This is a genomic window from Flavobacterium sp. CECT 9288 (assembly GCF_918731615.1).
Lineage (GTDB): Bacteria > Bacteroidota > Bacteroidia > Flavobacteriales > Flavobacteriaceae > Flavobacterium.
Map to the genome: position 1 here is coordinate 1,271,529 of NZ_OU957226.1, position 16,802 is coordinate 1,288,330.

A 16,802-nucleotide genomic window follows, 5' to 3' on the forward strand; every position below is an offset into this window, starting at 1 on the left:
CAACATTACTTTTTATTTTGTATGATCCACTTTGAAATAGTGTCGCCTATTATTCCTTTTATAATTGGTTTTGATATGTAATCATTCATTCCAGAAGCAATACATTTTTCTTTTTCTTCTTTTTCAGCGCCAGCAGTAATGGCTATTATAGGAATTGTTTTTCCATTTTGCAAGTTTCTAATGCATTGAGCGGCTTCGTACCCATTCATGACAGGCATTTGAATATCCATAAAAATAATATCAATTGGAGTGTTTTCAAATTTTTTAACAGCCTCTAAACCGTTGCTTGCTTCATGGATTTGAGTTGGATAGGGTTCATTTTTTAAAATGGTTTTTAAGAGTAGCATATTCACTTTGTTATCTTCTGCTATCAAAATGTGTATTACCTTGGTATTTAAATCGTTTGCTAATTTGAGATTGTTATGAATATTAAGTTTGTTTTTTTCTACAACTTTCTCTTTAATTACGGTATCAGTAACTTTTAACTTTAGGTCAAAATAAAAAGTACTTCCCACATTGATGGCACTTTCTAGCTTTAATTGACTGTTCATAAGACCTAATAATTGATTGGATATAGTTAATCCTAGTCCTGTACCTCCAAATTTTCTAGTAGTGGATCCATCTTCTTGTGAAAAAGCCTTAAAGATTTTCTTTTTATTTTCTTCTAATATCCCAATACCAGTATCAACTACTGCAAAACGAATTGTAGCGTATCCGTTATTTATGGGTTTTACTGCAGAAACAATTAATTTTATTGATCCAGTATCAGTAAATTTTACTGCATTGGCAAGTAAGTTGATAAGTACCTGCTTTAATCGAACACTGTCTATCAAATAATGTAAAGGAATGTCTTTGTCTACAATTAAATCTAGATGCAGTTTTTTTTGGTTTGCTTCATAGTGTATCAAATCAACAACTTGCAAAAGCATATCTTTTAAATTGCAAATTTCAAAATACAACTCGAGTTTTCCAGCTTCAATTTTAGAAAAATCAAGAATATCATTGATAATATTTAGTAATGAATGTGCTGATTGACTTATTGTGGTCATGTATTTTCCCTGAGTTTCACCCAAATTTGTACTCATTAACAAATCAGTAAAACCAATAATACCGTTTAAGGGAGTTCTTATCTCGTGGCTCATATTGGCCAAAAAATCAGATTTTGCTTTATTTGCTGCTTCGGCAAGTTCTTTTTCTTTAACAATTGTTTCGGCTTGTTTTCTTTCGGTGATATCAATAAATATACCTTCAATAAATGCTATTTCTCCGTTTTTATAAATAGTATCGCCAAACTCTTCAACCCATACAATATTGTTTTTTTTATGAATAATTCTGTAGGTAAGATGAATTGGTTTTTTTGAGTCTATCGCTTTTTTTTGGGCTTCAATAGTTTTAATTTTATCATCCGGATGAATCAAATCTATAAATAAAACTTTATTGCTTAAGAAATCTGATTTGTCATAACCTGTAAGATTCTCTATTTCATCATTTATATAAATTTTTGTACTTTTTGCATCATAATTAGAGAGGTAAACAGTTCCTGGTATATTATTGGCAAGCAATCTAAATTTTTCTTCACTTTCATAAATAGCATTTTCATTTGTAATTCTTTCCAATGATAAACTAATGTTTTGGGCTAATGTTTGCAAAATATTTATTTCATCTTCAGACCAATATCTTTCATTCTCGGTGTCATCAAAACCAATGAAACCGTGAAATTTATCTCGTACAAAAATTGGAAAAAGAATGATTGAAAAAACGTTAATATTTTCTAATTTCTCTCGGAGAGATGTGTTTTCAATTTGGGGAACTACGGCTGTATAAATAGTATTGGATAACAAGGGAGTTAGTAGTTCTTCAAAATATTCATGAGGCAGGTGCTGTAGTTTTTGATTGACTTCATTTAAAGTATCATTTTCTATAATCCATCTGTATTTTTGACTAATCGTTTTTGTTAGATCATTATTTTCATAAAAATAGGTTCTATGTGATTTTGTAGCTTTACCCATAATCACTAAAACATCAGAGAAAATAGCATCAATATTATTGCTTTTTAAAAACTTTTCAGTACAAAGTGTCATTGCAGATAGCAATTCACTTTTGTACTCTAATTTTTTTTCTGTTTCAAATCTACTTTGAGATATTAATGTTAATGATATAATATCTGCAATTGATCTTGCAAAATTGACATCTTCGTTATCCCATTTTCTTTTGCTTTTTATATTTTCAAAAGATACTATTCCCATTAATTCGCCATCAATAAAAAAAGGAATATCAAGAACAGATTTTATGTTTAATGGAATAAAATAGTCATCTATAAACTCTGATAACTCATGTTTTTTAAAAACATTAGATGCACAAATTTGTTTCTTACTTTGAATGGAATCTATGTAAATGGGATAATCTTTTTTTTCTAGAACAGTACCTTTTTCAAAAGTTTTGTTTTCTAAATTGTATAAATTTTGACACGTAATTCGGTCTTTTTCATATTTCCAATAGCTCACACGATCACATTTAGAAACTATAGATGCAGTTTCTAATACTTTCATTAATCGAGTTTCTAAATTGATATAGTTGCTAAAATTAGTCGTAGACAATTGAGTAATCGTTCTATTGTATTCGTTTACTTTCTTATGTCTTATTTTAGTGTCTTTTTTTATATTTTTTAGTATCGTAATGTCTCGTGCAATTGCAGAGAAAGCTACTATTTTTCCATCTTTATTTTTTCGAACTGTTACTTTTTGGGAGATCCATATTTTTTTATGATTTTTTTTGAATAAAGGAAATTCAATTGTAGGGAAATGATTTTCAAATTTATCTAATTTGGAGTAAAATTGAACTATTTCATTTAAATAGTCCGTATGAATGAATTTGGAAAAATGTTGTCCAATGAGTTCTTGAGAATCAAAGCCTAGAGTTTTGATTGTGAAATCATTAACAAAAGTTAAAAAACCTTTATAATCTACTTCATAGATTAAATCAATGGCTCCTTCAATTGCATTTTTGTATTGCTCTTGAATCTGGACTTCTTTTGTAACATCCTGACCAATTCCTATAATTAAATTATTTGAGAATTTTTTATCATTCCATTGAATGTATTTATACTCTCCGTTCTTACACTTTAATTTTCTTATAAAAATTTTATCATCTATAAAGTCCTTAATTTCTTGCTCACTGTATAAATCATGGTCATCAGTGCGTTCCCAATAGCCATAACCCAATACTTCCTCTACAGTATATCCTAAAATAGAAACTATATTCTCGCTACAAAAAACAACCTCTCCCTTTACATTTGTTGCTAAAACTAGAGAGTTTCCCTTATTTATAATTTGATTATGAAATGATAGTTTGCTTTTTAAGTTGGTAATTGAAAGACGCCGTATATAATTAATAATAACAACTATAATGCAATAATTAAAGAGTAAAACAGCAGAGTCAAAAGGAATAATCTCAAATAATAAAAGAGTAGTTATATAGATGAAATTTAAACTAATAAAAAGCCAATACCACTTTTGAGATTTTATAATAGAATAGGAAAAAAAGAATGTAATTATGTAAGCAACAAATGGAATTTTATCATCTGGAAATACAATTAAATTTCGTGAAATGAATATGAATGAAATAAGGAAAGCTACTCTAAATATCTTTTGGATGTACTTATAAACATATTTTGATTTAAGACTTAGGAAATAAATCAAAAATAAAAGGCTTCCTAATATTAAGTTTGGTATTAAAAGACTTTTTGTTCGTACTTTAAATATTTCGAATACAATTTCTAAAACGGGTATTGCTAAACCCAAAAATAAAAAATACAGTTGATATTCTTCATTCTTAGCATCTTTAAGTGGGTATGTTTTAATATATCCCGGATACAGTAAAGTTCTAATTTTTGAGAATTTAAAAATTAGCAAAAAAAACAATAAAAAAATAAATGGATTTATTACCCTAAATAAATTATTATCTATTGCTAATTTATCAAAAACCATAATCAATTTACTTGAAATAGTTGTTGTGAACCAACTTGTTGAAAGGTAGCTTAATGGGATTGAGGGTAAGTATCCGCAGTAATGATTCAAATTTTCTTAAATTGAGTTAGTTATTTTATTAAATAAAAAACAACAAATTACTACTTTTATTTGAATAAGCCAAAATTGATTTCAAAATCAATTTTGGCTTTATTTTTTATTACAGAGATTCAAAATTTGTAGGTACTACCTCTTCTTTCTTTTCAGGAAAACCAATAATGTATTTGTAAATTACAAAAACCATAGCGTATATAAATGGAATGGTAAAAAGAATACCAATACAACAGCCAAAAATTCCTAAGCATACCGCTATTATTCCTACAACCAACAGTGCTAATAATATAAATGGTTGTTTAGCTACAACAACTACACTACTTTCTATAGCGTTTATAGCTTTTAAATTTCCAAAAATTATTAAAGGAATAGTTAAAAATGTAAATAATGAAATTATAACAGATATTACAGCTCCTAAAAAAGGTATTTCAACATAGTTTATAGCTCCATTAATTAAACTATCTAAAACACTTAGTAAAAATGTAGCAATAACAATCTCCTGAAAATACGGTGATTTGTAATAATGAAACATGGTTGATACATGAAATTCTTCATCTTTATCTGCGTTATGAGCCATTTTAAATAATCCAGCTATAAAAGGACTTACTAATGTGCCAATGGCAATACTTATTAAGGATATAATTAATAAGCCATAAAGATCTAAATTTTCAGGTTTGAGATCTTCTGATTTTAAAATTTTTAAAGCTTCATCGGTTCCAAAAATTGCTGAGAAAATGCCACTTAGCCCCAATATAAAAACAACAAAAAACAAAAAAAGCACTAGACCGCCATACATAGCAATTTTTTTATAGTTTTCTATAGTTTGATTAAAAACATCGCCAAAATCTATGTTGTAGCCTTGTGATTTAATTTCATCAATACGTTTTTTAACAGTTGCATTCATTTTAAAAGAGGTTAATGGTTATTATTATTGATTGGTTTTATGGTTTTATACTTTTAAATTAGTTTTAAAATCTTTCTGATTGTTTTTAGTTTTTCATTGTATGGTGCATAACGAATTGGTAAGTCAAGCCATGTGCCGCGCTTTACAATTGCTTTTTTATGTGAAAATATATCAAAACTTAATTTTCCGTGATAGGCACCCATTCCTGAATTACCTACACCACCAAATGGCAATCTATTGTTTACAAGATGTACAACGGTGTCATTGACACAACCTCCACCAAATGAATATTTTTGAAGTATTTCATCAGTGAATGATTTATTAGTACTAAAAATGTAGAGCGCTAGAGGTTTTTCAAAACTTTTAATTACCTTTTCTACATCAGTTTTGTTTTGGAAAGATAAGATAGGTAATATTGGACCAAAAATTTCTTCATTCATTACTGGACTTGTACTTTTAGGTTCGTCTAGTAAAGTAGGGGAAATGTATAGGGTGTCTTTATTTGTCTGTCCTCCGTATATAATGGTTTCATTACTTAATAAATCATTTAATCGCTGCCAGTTTTTTAAATTTACAATTCGAGCAAAGTCTGGTGATTGCTCAGGATTTGTGCCTAGTGCTTTTTCAATTTCTTGAATCAAATAAGTTGTGAATTCTTTTTTTACTTTTTGGTGAACCAAAATATAATCAGGTGCTACACAGGTTTGTCCAGCATTGATGATTTTTCCCCATACAATTCGGCGCGCGCTAAGCTCTAAATCAGCCGTTTCATCTACAATAGAAGGGCTTTTTCCTCCTAGTTCTAAGGTAACCGGCGTAAGATGAACAGCAGCGGCTTGAGCAACAATTTTCCCTACAGCTACACTTCCTGTGAAAAAAATATAATCCCAACGTTTGCTCAATAATTGTGTTGCCACTGTAGCATCACCAGTTATGACAACGACATCTTTTACGGCAAAAGTTTCGCTAATAATTTTTGAAATGATGTGTGATGTATTAGGAGTAAGCTCAGAGGGTTTTAGTGTTACTTTATTTCCTGCGGCTACAGCTGCTACAAGAGGACATAAGGCGAGTTGAAAAGGATAATTCCAAGGAGCCAAAATCAAAACATGTCCATAAGGTTCACTATATATATAATCTGATGAAGGAAAATTAAGTATGGATGATCTAACTTTTTTTGGCTTTGCCCAAGAATTTATATTTTTAATAGTTTCTTTTAAGTCGCTGATAACATAATTAGTTTCAGTTAAAACGGCCTCAAAAGCTGGCTTTTTAAAATCATCATACAAAGCTTTTATTATTGCCTCTTCATTGTTTATGATGGCTTGCAATAATTTTTTTAAAGATTCTTTACGAGTACTTATGTCGGATTGATTCACAATTTAGATTTTAAAATTATAGTATTCTTTTAGAAACAAAATAGCGCAAGAGGTCTTCATCATAGAAATCTACAAGATTCTTCTATTGGTGTTAGTAGTTCAAATATAAAATTTGTTACGCTTTAAAGTTAATGAATGCTTTTTAAATAGCATTCCATATAACATCATCTGGTGTGGGAGCAATAATAGTAGTTACTTCTTTAGAGACTGGGTGGGTGAATACTAATTTTCGGGCGTGCAAATGAATTCCACCGTCTGGATTGCTTCTGTCAAAACCATATTTTAAATCTCCTTTTATGGGCGTATTTATGGCAGCGAGTTGCGCTCTAATTTGGTGGTGTCTGCCAGTATGAAGATTTATTTCTAGAGCATAATAATTATTGAGTTCCTTGATGATTTTATAATCTAAACTAGCTAATTTGCTGTCAGGAACTTCTTTTAAATGTGCTTTTGAGCTGTTGTTTTTTTCGTTTCTTTTAAGATAGTGCACGAGTTTATCCGTATCATGTAAGGGTTTGTTTTTAACCACACACCAATAGGTTTTTTGAGTCTCTCTATTGCTAAAAAGCTCGTTCATTCTAGTCAATGCTTTGCTGGTTCTTGCAAAAACTACAATCCCAGTTGTAGGTCTGTCAAGTCTATGTACCACTCCAAGAAAGACTTCTCCTGGTTTGTTGTACTTGTCTTTGATGTATTCTTTAACCACATCAGACAAAGGTTTGTCACCCGTTTTATCGCCTTGCACAATATCGCCTACACGTTTGTTCACCACAATTAAGTGGTTGTCTTCGTGTAGAATTTGTAAGTTATTTTTATCAGAAACTATTTTCATTTGGATTTTTTAGATTGTTAGATTATTAGATTTTTAGACAAGTTGGACTTTGTTAGTCCAAATTTTTCTTCGTTAGGAAAAGAGGAAGTCACTGTGTAAATTTTTGAACAAAAAAATCTACTTTTTTTCCAAATTTCTAAATCCTTAAATCGATGCATTTCATTTTTTTATTCAAACAATCTAAATAGTCTGATAATCTATGTGGTCTCTACTTAATATTGTTCGTTTGCATTAGGAAAATCACTTGACTTTACATCGGCAACATATTGTCCTATAGCAGCTGTCATTTCTTGGTATAAATCCATATAGCGTCTTAAAAAACGTGGACTAAATTCATTATTCATTCCTAGCATGTCATGAATTACAAGTACTTGGCCGTCTACACCACCGCCCGCACCAATACCGATAACTGGAATAGAAATGCTTTGCGCTACTTTTTCGGCTAAATGGGCAGGTATTTTTTCAAGAACTAATGCAAAACAGCCTAATTTTTCAAGTAATTGAGCATCCTCAATTAGTTTATCCGCTTCCTCTTCTTCTTTAGCACGAACGGTATATGTACCAAATTTATAGATGGATTGCGGCGTAAGACCTAAATGTCCCATAACCGGAATTCCAGCATTCAATATTTTTTTTATGGAGTCTTTTATTTCTTTACCACCTTCAAGTTTTACGGCATGACCGCCGCTTTCTTTCATGATTCTAATAGCAGATCGTAAGGCTTCTTTTGGATCTGATTGATAACTTCCAAAAGGTAAATCAACCACAACAAGTGCTCTTTCTATGGCGCGCACTACAGATGAAGCATGATAAATCATTTGGTCAAGTGTAATTGGCAATGTAGTTTCATGACCCGCCATTACATTTGATGCCGAATCACCTACAAGAATCACATCAATTCCTGCTGTATCTACAATTTTTGCCATTGTAAAATCATAAGCTGTTAGCATTGAAATTTTTTCGCCATTGGCTTTCATTTCAATCAACGATTTAGTTGTAATTCTTTTATAATCTTTTTTAGCTACAGACATAATTTTATATTTAAGTTTGTAAAGGTACTAAAATGAATATTTTTATTCTTTAATGTCTAACTAAAGTTTTTTTATTCAAAAACTCGTAAATCATCTGCTATGAGAACTATTATTGTATTATTATTTCTAACTGTAAGTAACTGTATTCAAGCACAAAATAAGGAAGCGCAAAATGCAATTGAAAAATTTTTCTTGGCTTTTCATGCCAAAGATACGATGACGTTAAAATCTCTTTGTGATAAAAAAATGATTTTACAAACCATTTCAGAGAAAGAAGGAAGTGCTAAATTAGAGAATAGCGATCCAGATGCGTTTTTTATAGCAATAGCCAATATTCCAAAAGGAACTGTATTTCATGAAAAAATATTGTCTTATTCAGTTCAAATAGAAGGAAGTTTAGCACACGTATGGACACCTTATGAATTTTACAGTAACGGTAAACTGAGTCACAAAGGAGTTAATTCATTCACTTTGTTTAAAGATCAGATTGCAGTAACTTCAAATTGGAAAATCATTCATTTAATTGATACTCGCCGAAAATAATAGATGTTTTTGAGAATTTTTCTGGTCGAATGGTACTCAAATAGAAAGTAGGATCAATTAAAATTGCAGTTCAAAAAAGGGAATGCTTAGTAACTTTCATCGTTTAAGTCGGATTCTTGTTCATCTTGTTTTTTAAAATCTTGGTTTAAGAAATTAGTATAGTCTTCTTTGTCTTTATTGTTTTTTCTTATCAAAAAATAAATTAAAACTAGAATCGCTATAGCTAATCCAATAAGTAGTATCCAATTGATTTTCATGATTTTGATGGGGATTAATATATGAGAAAGTATAATGTAGATTGTCTCAAAAGTAACGCGCTGTTTCGGCGCTTGGCAAGTTTGGAATTATGAAAACCTATTTATAATTTAATACGAAACTTTGAAAAGAACAAAAATCATCTTTAAATTATATCTAAAACCCAAACTTGCCAAATGCCTTTTTACAACAGTTATTTTTTATACTCTTTTATAATTTGATTTATTTTACCAAAAATTGACTTCCCATCATTATCTTTCATTTCAATTTCTATTCTGTCCCCAAAACTCATAAATGGAGTAGAGGCTTTTCCATCCTTTATTATTTCTAAACATCTAACCTCTGCTAGACAGCTAGAACCATCGAGACTTCCTTGATTTGCAACTGTTCCTGAGCCAATAATTGTTCCAGCCATTAATGAACGAGTTTTAGAAGCATGTGCAACTAATTGACCAAAGTCAAAAGTCATATCAATCCCAGCATTTGGCGAACCAATAAGATTTCCATTTAAGGTTGAATGTAGTGGCAAATGAAGTTTTCCATTTTTCCAGCTGTCAGCAAGTTCATTTGGAGTTACAACCACAGGAGCAAATGATGTCCAAGGTTTAGATTGATAGAACCCAAATTGTTTGGAAAGCTCATTTGGTATTAAATTACGTAAGGATACATCGTTTATAATGGTGATTAACTTAATATGTTTTAAAGCATCTTCTGAATTAGTTCCTGCAGGAACATCATCTGTAATAACAGCTACTTCGGATTCAAAGTCAATACCCCAATCTTCATTTTCGATTTCAATATCATCATTCGCTCCAATAAATGCGTCAGAAGCTCCCATATACATTAAAGGATCTGTCCAAAAAGATTCTGGTAATTCAGAATTTCTAGCCTTTCGGACTAGTTCTACGTGAGTGACATAAGCACTCCCGTCAGCCCAATGATACGCTCGAGGAATTGGCGCTAAGACTCTAACAGAAGAAAAGTGAAAAGCATTAGGCAACTTATCTAAGTTTAAGTCATTATAAACACTTTCTAATTTAGTTTCTGTTTCTTTCCAGTTATCAATTGCGTCTTGCATTGTTGCTGCAATTTCTGGTACTGTAACTGCTTTTGTTAAATCTTTATTTACAACAACTAATTGTCCATCTCTGGTTTTATTGTCAATTGAAGCTAATTTCATTTAGATTTTGTTTATGAGTTTATTATTGTAGCTTAAATATTTATTTCAAGGTTAACAATCGGCCATGTTTACTGCAATGGCAAGTCCACCTTCAGATGTTTCTTTGTATTTATTATTCATGTCCTTGGCAGTTTCCCACATCGTGTCAACTACTTTATCCAATGGAACTTTTGCATTCTTTGGATCAGTTTCAAGAGCTAGTTCAGCAGCATTAATGGCTTTTATGGCTCCCATAGTATTGCGCTCAATACACGGAATTTGAACCAAGCCTCCTATTGGGTCACAAGTTAAACCTAAGTGATGTTCCATTGCAATTTCGGCAGCCATAAGTACTTGTTCAGGTGTGCCACCCATTACTTCACAAAGTGCCGCCGCTGCCATAGCTGATGATACTCCTATTTCTGCTTGACAGCCACCCATAGCAGCTGATATTGTGGAACCTTTCTTGAAAATACTGCCTATTTCGCCAGCCACCATCAAGAATTGTTTGATTTCTTTATTACCTGCGTTATGATTTTCTATTACTAAATAGTACATTAAAACTGCTGGAATTACTCCAGAACTACCATTTGTAGGGGCAGTAACTACGCGACCTAAAGCTGCATTGACTTCATTTACGGCCAGTGCAAAACAAGAAACCCATTTTAAAATTTGTCGAAATTTCACCTCCGTTTTTCTGATTTCTTCTAACCAAGATTGTGGCGAATCATAATTTGCCAATCCAATTAAATTTTGATGCATATCAAAGGCGCGTCTGCGTACATTGAGTCCGCCTGGTAGAATTCCCTCAGAGTGGCAACCGATGTGCATGCATTCTAGCATGGTTTTCCAAATACGCATGAGTTCATGATCAATTACCTCCTCAGTACGCATTGATTTCTCATTCTCAAATACTATTTCTGAGATTGATTTTTTTTCCTTGGTACAAATTTCTAGCAATTCAGATGCCTTATCAATTGGATAGGGAAAAGCACATTTTACCTGTGTTTTCTTTTTAGCATTGGTACGTTCTTCTTTTACAACAAAACCACCACCTATGGAATAAAATGTTGCTGTGTAATTTGAATCGTTAGTAAGAAATGCGGTAAAGGTCAACCCATTTGCATGAAAGGGAAGGAAGTTTTTATTGAAAACAATGTCTTGTAAAAAATAGAAAGGAATGTTTTTTTCGTTCCCTAAATTGATTTCGTTTTTATTTTCGATGGATTTAATGATGCTATCGATATTTTCAACGGGAATGTATTCTGGATCTTGGCCACTTAATCCTAGCATGACTGCTAGATCTGTTGCATGGCCTCTTCCCGTTAAGGAAAGTGAACCGTATAAATCAATTTGTACACGAGTCACAGCTGAGAGTAAATTTTCAGTTCTTAGTTCTTCTAAAAAGCGTTCAGCTGCTCTCCAAGGCCCTAATGTATGAGAACTTGAAGGACCAACACCAATCTTTAGCATGTCAAAAACAGAGATACATTCTTCCATCTAGATTTAATTTTGTTTACTGCAAATATAATAGAATGTTGCAACGAAACGAATTTTTGAACTCTTAAAAGTGCTTTTTTAACAATGAGAATGTAGTTTTTATTCATTTTTATCAAAATTGAAACATCCTAAATTTCGATATTTTTTGGGACAATAGTCATTATCTATTTTTCTTTTCCGAAATTAAAAGTACATTGTAGAAAACTAATTTTATAGCTAAATTTGGAGCATAACTAATTTTAATTCTATGAAAAAAATCATTTTTTCAGTTTTGTTCAGTGCAGCAATGGTTCTGCAAGCGTATGCTCAAATTCAATCTCCTGAGCAATTTTTACCTAACTATGGCAAGCAAATTTCGCAGTACCATCAAGTTGAAAACTATTTTAAACAGCTTACTGATAATTCTTCTGCCATTGTAAAACATAAATACGGAGTAACGGCTGAGCAAAGAGATTTAAATGTGTACTATATTTCAACCCCAGAAAACTTGGCAAATCTTGAAGAAATCAGAACTAATAATCTGGCATCAATTGGGCTTTCGCCAAAGAAAAATCAAACTGTAGGTGATAAAGTCATTGTCTGGTTGAGTTTTAATGTTCATGGCAATGAATTTGCTGGAACAGAAAGTGCGATGACTGTTGCTTATGAATTGCTAAATCCTTCTAATACAACAACCAAAAAATGGTTAGAGAATACCATTGTAATTTTAGACCCGTGTATTAATCCCGATGGATATTCTCGATACGGGAATTGGTTAAGAGAAATTTCCGGAAAGAAAACACATCCGGAACTATCTGATAGAGAACACATGGAGGATTGGCCAGGCGGAAGATTCAATCATTATCTTTTTGATTTAAATAGAGATTGGGCTTGGCAAACTCAGCTGGAATCACAACAACGCATTGCTTTGTACCACCAGTGGATGCCTCAAGTGCATACTGATGTGCATGAAATGGGGTATGACTCTCCTTATTTTTTCCCTCCATCTGCTGAGCCTTTGCATGAATTTATTGAAAAATATCAGCGGGATTTTCACCAAACTTTAGGTCAAAATATTTCTAAAAAATTTGATGCGCAAAACTGGATGTACAACACCGGAGAACGTTTTGACTTGTTTTACCCAAGTTACGGCGATACTTATCCTACGTACAACGGAGCTGTGGGTATGACGCTAGAACAAGGCGGAATAGGAGCTGGGCGCGCGGTACAAATGAGTAATGGATCTATATTGACCATTAGAGATAGAGTAGCGCATCATGCAACTGCGGTTTTAACAGTAGTCGAGTCGGCTTCTAATAAAGCAGAGGAATTACTAAAGGGTTTTCGTGGATTTATGAACAATTCCAGAAAAACAGTTAAGGGAGCTTACAAAACCTATGTTATGAAAAGCAATCCAAAATTAGTTCAAATGACTGATTTACTTTCAAAAAACAAAATTGAGTTTAGTTTTGCTGCAGCAAGTGCAAAAACATCAGGTTACAATTATTCCACAAAGAAGGAAACCAGTTTTACAATAGAACCTAATGATTTAATTGTTAAAGTGGATCAACCAAAGGCGGTATTGACACAAATTCTTTTTGAACCCAATCAAAAACTAAATGATAGTTTATCCTATGATATAACGGCTTGGGCTTTGCCACTCGCTTATGGTGTTCAGGGTTATGCTGTAAAAAATGAGATTGCCATTTCAACGAAGACATCTGTAGAAACTCCAGTTCGTGAAGTTTCAAAAAATGTATATGCTTTTCATATTCCGTGGAATAACAGAGTTTCAGCGCAAGTTTTATCAGTTTTACATCAAAATAATATTAAAGTTAGGACAGCTGCAAAAGAAGCCATTTTTGGCGCTGTTACTGTAGCTCCAGGAGGATTAATAGTGACCAAAACGGACAATCCTCAAATTCAAAATTTTGAACAAACCATTTCTAATTTAATCAAAGACAAATCTGATTTTAATACTATTTCAACGGGTTTTTCATCGAATGCTAGAGATGTTGGTGGTGAAAATTTTAGTCTTTTAAAAGCTCCGAAAGTGGTATTATTTTCTGGAAAAGGAGTGAGTCCTACAGAGTTTGGAGCCACTTGGTATTATATGCAAGAGACACTGGGCTATCCGGTAAGCGTAGTTGAAACCAATAATTTTAACAGATTGAATTTAGCTTCATATAACACACTGATTTTAGCAGATGGATATTATGATTTTACTGAGGCACAGCAGAAAAAAATATCAGAATGGATTAACAATGGCGGAAAAGTGATTGCCATGAATAATGCTATTTCCCTTTTTGATGGAAAAGAAGGTTACGCTTTGACACCATTTGCAACAGAAGAAGAAAAACTTTTAGCAGAAAAAGAGGCTGATGAAGATGTTTTATTAGAACGAACACTTGATTATCAAAATACAGAGCGTAGGTTTATTTCTAAAGCAATTCCAGGAGCAATTATTGAGAATAAATTAGATCAATCACATCCTTTAAGTTTTGGTCTTGGGGAACGTTATTTTAGTTTAAAAACAGATGACAAACGCTATTCATTATTAAAAAATGCATCTAATGTAATATATGTTCCTACTGATTACAAAAGTTACGGATTTGTAGGTAATAAAATCAAGAAAAAACTAAATAATACTGTAAGTTTTGCAGTAGAATCAAAAGGGGCTGGTTCCGTTATATACATGATTGACAATCCCTTGTTTAGAGGTTTCTGGGAAAATGGAATCCTCTTATTTAGTAATGCACTATTTCTTGTGGATTAATCACAAGAATATCTTTTTACAAAAAAAGCACGATGATTCGTGCTTTTTTTGTTTATTAAAATGGATAACCAATAGCTAAGTTGAAAATTAAATTTTCTTTTCTCCAAGGACCACTACTAAAATTGATTTGGTCTATAACCCAACGGTTCTCTGAGGGTAAATTTGGTTTTCGTAAAGGAAAAGCAAGATCCGTACGCAATACTAAAAAAGACAAATCGAAGCGTAATCCGGCACCCGCTCCAACGGCCATTTCACTCATAAATTTATTCGAAAATTTAGCGCCTGGTTTTTCTGTATTTTCACGTAATAACCAAATGTTTCCTGCATCAATAAACAAAGCTCCCTTTACGAGTCCATAAATTTGTGCGCGATATTCTGTATTGAACTCGAGCTTAATGTCACCTGATTGATCGGGTAAAAAAGAATTTATATTTTGGTTTTCATTTTTAAAACTTCCTGGTCCTACAGATCGAGCTCTAAAAGCACGTAAACTATTGGTTCCGCCAATGAAGAATTGTTTAATAAAAGGCATTTCTCTTGAATTTCCGTATGCAATACCTGCGCCCGCAATGATTCTGGTTGCCAATTGGGAATTTTCTGAAAATTTATAATAATGCCTAAAGTCATTTTCTATTTTTATAAATTGACTAAAAGGAACATCAAATACGGTAATTGGGTCTTCTTTTTTTGCATTTGCACCTGTGGCTAATCCTGCAATATTTCCAGCTAAATCAACGGTACCTTTATAGTAGAACGTATTTTTTCTACGTTTTTGAGTAGTATTGGTATACGTATAAGAATAGGTAGGACCAAAAATCAATTGTTTTTCGATTACTTTATTTAAAGATGGATTTTCTGCAATTTTTTCTAAGTACAATTCGGTAACATTCTGAGGGCTCGCGTATGTTATTTCACTAACATTAAGTTGGTGTTCTTTTCTTTCATTTTCTTTCCAAAGGTATCCAAAAGAGGCTTTGAAGGTTTGCAGAGAATATAGTTTTGTTCTATTTTGAAACTCATAGCCTATTGTGGCTTTCGTTTTTGGTACAAAACCTGAAGGTGACTTAAATTTAAAAGGAGCGATAATTCTTGGCCAAATTAAATTAGCTTCAGTACCAAAACGATATACATTAAAGCCATTATTTTGTCCAGAAACTTGTACTTCAACACCACCAAATGCTGAAATAGTTAGCAACTCAGCACCTCTAAAAGTGTTGCGATTACTCCAGTTTAGGTTTAATTCTGTCCCAGTATAATTAGCTGAATTGGTTTTACCCAAAAGCTCTAATTGAATAGATTTTCTAGGTAAAGGTGTTAGATAATAATAAGCATCAAGATAATTTCCTATAGTATCCGAAACTTTGAATTGATTTTTTACAAATTTAAAAACGCCAAGATTAACAAGTCTGTTTAAGGATAGATTATGATTGGTACGGTTGTATAAATCCTCTTTTTTAAAATACAAAGCCCTATCAAAAATGCGGGGTTTAAATAAATTTTCGGGATCAATAATAGCGAGTCCATTTTGTTTTTTAATGGTATCAATTTTTAGGGCTTTGTTTTCAGTATCAAGAGTATAATTAGAAAACACTACTATTTTATTTATTTTGTAGGGTGTTGTTGCAAGTTTAGATGCATCAGACTTGACTTTAACAATAAGGTCTACTTTATTTTTTGCAACAGTTGAGTCTACTTGAACAATAATATTATCAGGATTAAAGTAAAAAAAACCTTTTTCTTTTAATCTAGCATCAATCCTATTTCGTTCCTCTTTTATTTGTTCTAAACTGTATGGATCTCCTTTTTTTAATAAGGATCGTCGTTGCGTATTGCGTATTTCAATTCCTATTTTTGAGGAGTCTATTGGGAACTTAACTTCATTAATTGTATACTGTTTTCCTGTAGTTACCGTGTATGTAGCGCTAGCTTTTTTATCAACACGTGTTGAATCGGCTCTGCTTTTTCCGTTAAAGTATCCATTATTTTCAATGTAGTTTTGCAAGACACTTTTGTTATACTCTAAATCAACTTGGCTATATAATACAGGCGGTTCTCCCACTTTATTTTTAAGCCAGTATCTCAAGCCTTTTTCTTTTTTTGGAGTTCCAGCAAGGTTATAAATGTATAATTTTGGTTTTAATCCTAATAAAGATTTATTGGGCTTGGGTCTTACTAGTGCTTCTAAATTGTTTTTGAGTTCTTTTCTGGATTTCTTAGTACTGTCATTTTTTTCAATAGTAACATCGGCACCTGTATACAACAATTCACCTTCGGGTAAAAAGCGAGTGTTACTGCACGATTGAAGTAAAAAAAATAAAATTATTAAGTTAAAAACACCTTTGCTTTTCATTGTGATAGGGTATGA

General features: G+C 32.0%; 12 protein-coding genes. 2 read left to right on the forward strand and 10 right to left on the reverse strand.

All coding sequences use genetic code 11. The features are described from left to right. Nucleotides 1–5: 5 nt before the first annotated feature. The 6 genes from LQ189_RS05510 to panB form a co-directional block, all read right to left on the reverse strand. Nucleotides 6–4,076, reverse strand: coding sequence for a PAS domain S-box protein (locus tag LQ189_RS05510; RefSeq protein WP_230154848.1), 4,071 nt, complete (start codon nt 4,074–4,076; stop codon nt 6–8). 109 nt (nt 4,077–4,185) lie between these two features. After that, a complete protein-coding gene (locus LQ189_RS05515) occupies nt 4,186–4,983 on the reverse strand; it encodes a hypothetical protein (protein WP_230154850.1) in 798 nt (265 codons plus the stop codon). A 53-nt stretch (nt 4,984–5,036) separates the two neighbouring features. Then, nucleotides 5,037–6,365 (reverse strand): aldehyde dehydrogenase, encoded by a 1,329-nt coding sequence (locus LQ189_RS05520; protein WP_230158636.1) that lies wholly within the window; start codon nt 6,363–6,365, stop codon nt 5,037–5,039. A gap of 139 nt (nt 6,366–6,504) precedes the next feature. Then, nucleotides 6,505–7,194 carry an RluA family pseudouridine synthase gene (locus tag LQ189_RS05525; RefSeq protein WP_230154852.1) on the reverse strand — a complete coding sequence of 230 codons (690 nt, stop codon included), beginning with the start codon at nt 7,192–7,194 and terminating at the stop codon, nt 6,505–6,507. 17 nt (nt 7,195–7,211) lie between these two features. Continuing rightward, entirely contained in the window at nt 7,212–7,352 is a 141-nt protein-coding gene (locus LQ189_RS16245; RefSeq protein ID WP_086453492.1) for a four helix bundle protein, read from the reverse strand. Between the two features lie 54 nt (nt 7,353–7,406). Next, a complete protein-coding gene (gene panB, locus LQ189_RS05530) occupies nt 7,407–8,225 on the reverse strand; it encodes a 3-methyl-2-oxobutanoate hydroxymethyltransferase (RefSeq protein ID WP_230154853.1) in 819 nt (272 codons plus the stop codon). A 99-nt stretch (nt 8,226–8,324) separates the two neighbouring features. Between panB and LQ189_RS05535 the strand changes: the two genes are divergently transcribed. Then, the gene (locus LQ189_RS05535) at nt 8,325–8,768 is read left to right on the forward strand and encodes a 3-methyl-2-oxobutanoate hydroxymethyltransferase (RefSeq protein ID WP_086453490.1); all 444 of its coding nucleotides are present in this window, start codon (nt 8,325–8,327) and stop codon (nt 8,766–8,768) included. 86 nt (nt 8,769–8,854) lie between these two features. On the opposite strand, the gene LQ189_RS05540 is transcribed toward LQ189_RS05535, so the two are convergent. From LQ189_RS05540 to LQ189_RS05550, 3 genes are all read right to left on the reverse strand, one after another. Next, complete coding sequence (locus LQ189_RS05540) at nt 8,855–9,025, reverse strand: LPXTG cell wall anchor domain-containing protein (protein ID WP_230154855.1); 171 nt, start codon at nt 9,023–9,025, stop codon at nt 8,855–8,857. A gap of 191 nt (nt 9,026–9,216) precedes the next feature. Further along, the gene (locus LQ189_RS05545) at nt 9,217–10,203 is read right to left on the reverse strand and encodes a fumarylacetoacetate hydrolase family protein (RefSeq protein WP_230154856.1); all 987 of its coding nucleotides are present in this window, start codon (nt 10,201–10,203) and stop codon (nt 9,217–9,219) included. Between the two features lie 51 nt (nt 10,204–10,254). After that, on the reverse strand, nt 10,255–11,682 hold the full coding sequence (locus tag LQ189_RS05550; protein ID WP_230154858.1) for an L-serine ammonia-lyase: 1,428 nt from the start codon (nt 11,680–11,682) through the stop codon (nt 10,255–10,257). A gap of 247 nt (nt 11,683–11,929) precedes the next feature. Between LQ189_RS05550 and LQ189_RS05555 the strand changes: the two genes are divergently transcribed. Continuing rightward, nucleotides 11,930–14,437: a M14 family metallopeptidase gene (locus LQ189_RS05555; protein ID WP_230154860.1), complete on the forward strand. Its 2,508-nt coding sequence runs from the start codon at nt 11,930–11,932 to the stop codon at nt 14,435–14,437. 55 nt (nt 14,438–14,492) lie between these two features. Here the strand turns inward: LQ189_RS05555 and LQ189_RS05560 are convergent, their stop codons facing one another. Beyond that, on the reverse strand, nt 14,493–16,787 hold the full coding sequence (locus tag LQ189_RS05560; protein WP_230154862.1) for a BamA/TamA family outer membrane protein: 2,295 nt from the start codon (nt 16,785–16,787) through the stop codon (nt 14,493–14,495). Nucleotides 16,788–16,802: the final 15 nt, after the last annotated feature.

Bases quoted from the DNA above. Each gene is read 5' to 3' on its own strand.
- LQ189_RS05515 (WP_230154850.1), bottom strand. From the start codon at position 4,983: ATGAATGCAACTGTTAAAAAACGTATTGATGAAATTAAATCACAAGGC.
- LQ189_RS05525 (WP_230154852.1), bottom strand. From the start codon at position 7,194: ATGAAAATAGTTTCTGATAAAAATAACTTACAAATTCTACACGAAGAC.
- LQ189_RS16245 (WP_086453492.1), bottom strand. From the start codon at position 7,352: ATGCATCGATTTAAGGATTTAGAAATTTGGAAAAAAAGTAGATTTTTT.
- panB (WP_230154853.1), bottom strand. From the start codon at position 8,225: ATGTCTGTAGCTAAAAAAGATTATAAAAGAATTACAACTAAATCGTTG.
- LQ189_RS05535 (WP_086453490.1), top strand. From the start codon at position 8,325: ATGAGAACTATTATTGTATTATTATTTCTAACTGTAAGTAACTGTATT.
- LQ189_RS05540 (WP_230154855.1), bottom strand. From the start codon at position 9,025: ATGAAAATCAATTGGATACTACTTATTGGATTAGCTATAGCGATTCTA.
- LQ189_RS05545 (WP_230154856.1), bottom strand. From the start codon at position 10,203: ATGAAATTAGCTTCAATTGACAATAAAACCAGAGATGGACAATTAGTT.
- LQ189_RS05550 (WP_230154858.1), bottom strand. From the start codon at position 11,682: ATGGAAGAATGTATCTCTGTTTTTGACATGCTAAAGATTGGTGTTGGT.
- LQ189_RS05555 (WP_230154860.1), top strand. From the start codon at position 11,930: ATGAAAAAAATCATTTTTTCAGTTTTGTTCAGTGCAGCAATGGTTCTG.
- LQ189_RS05560 (WP_230154862.1), bottom strand. From the start codon at position 16,787: ATGAAAAGCAAAGGTGTTTTTAACTTAATAATTTTATTTTTTTTACTT.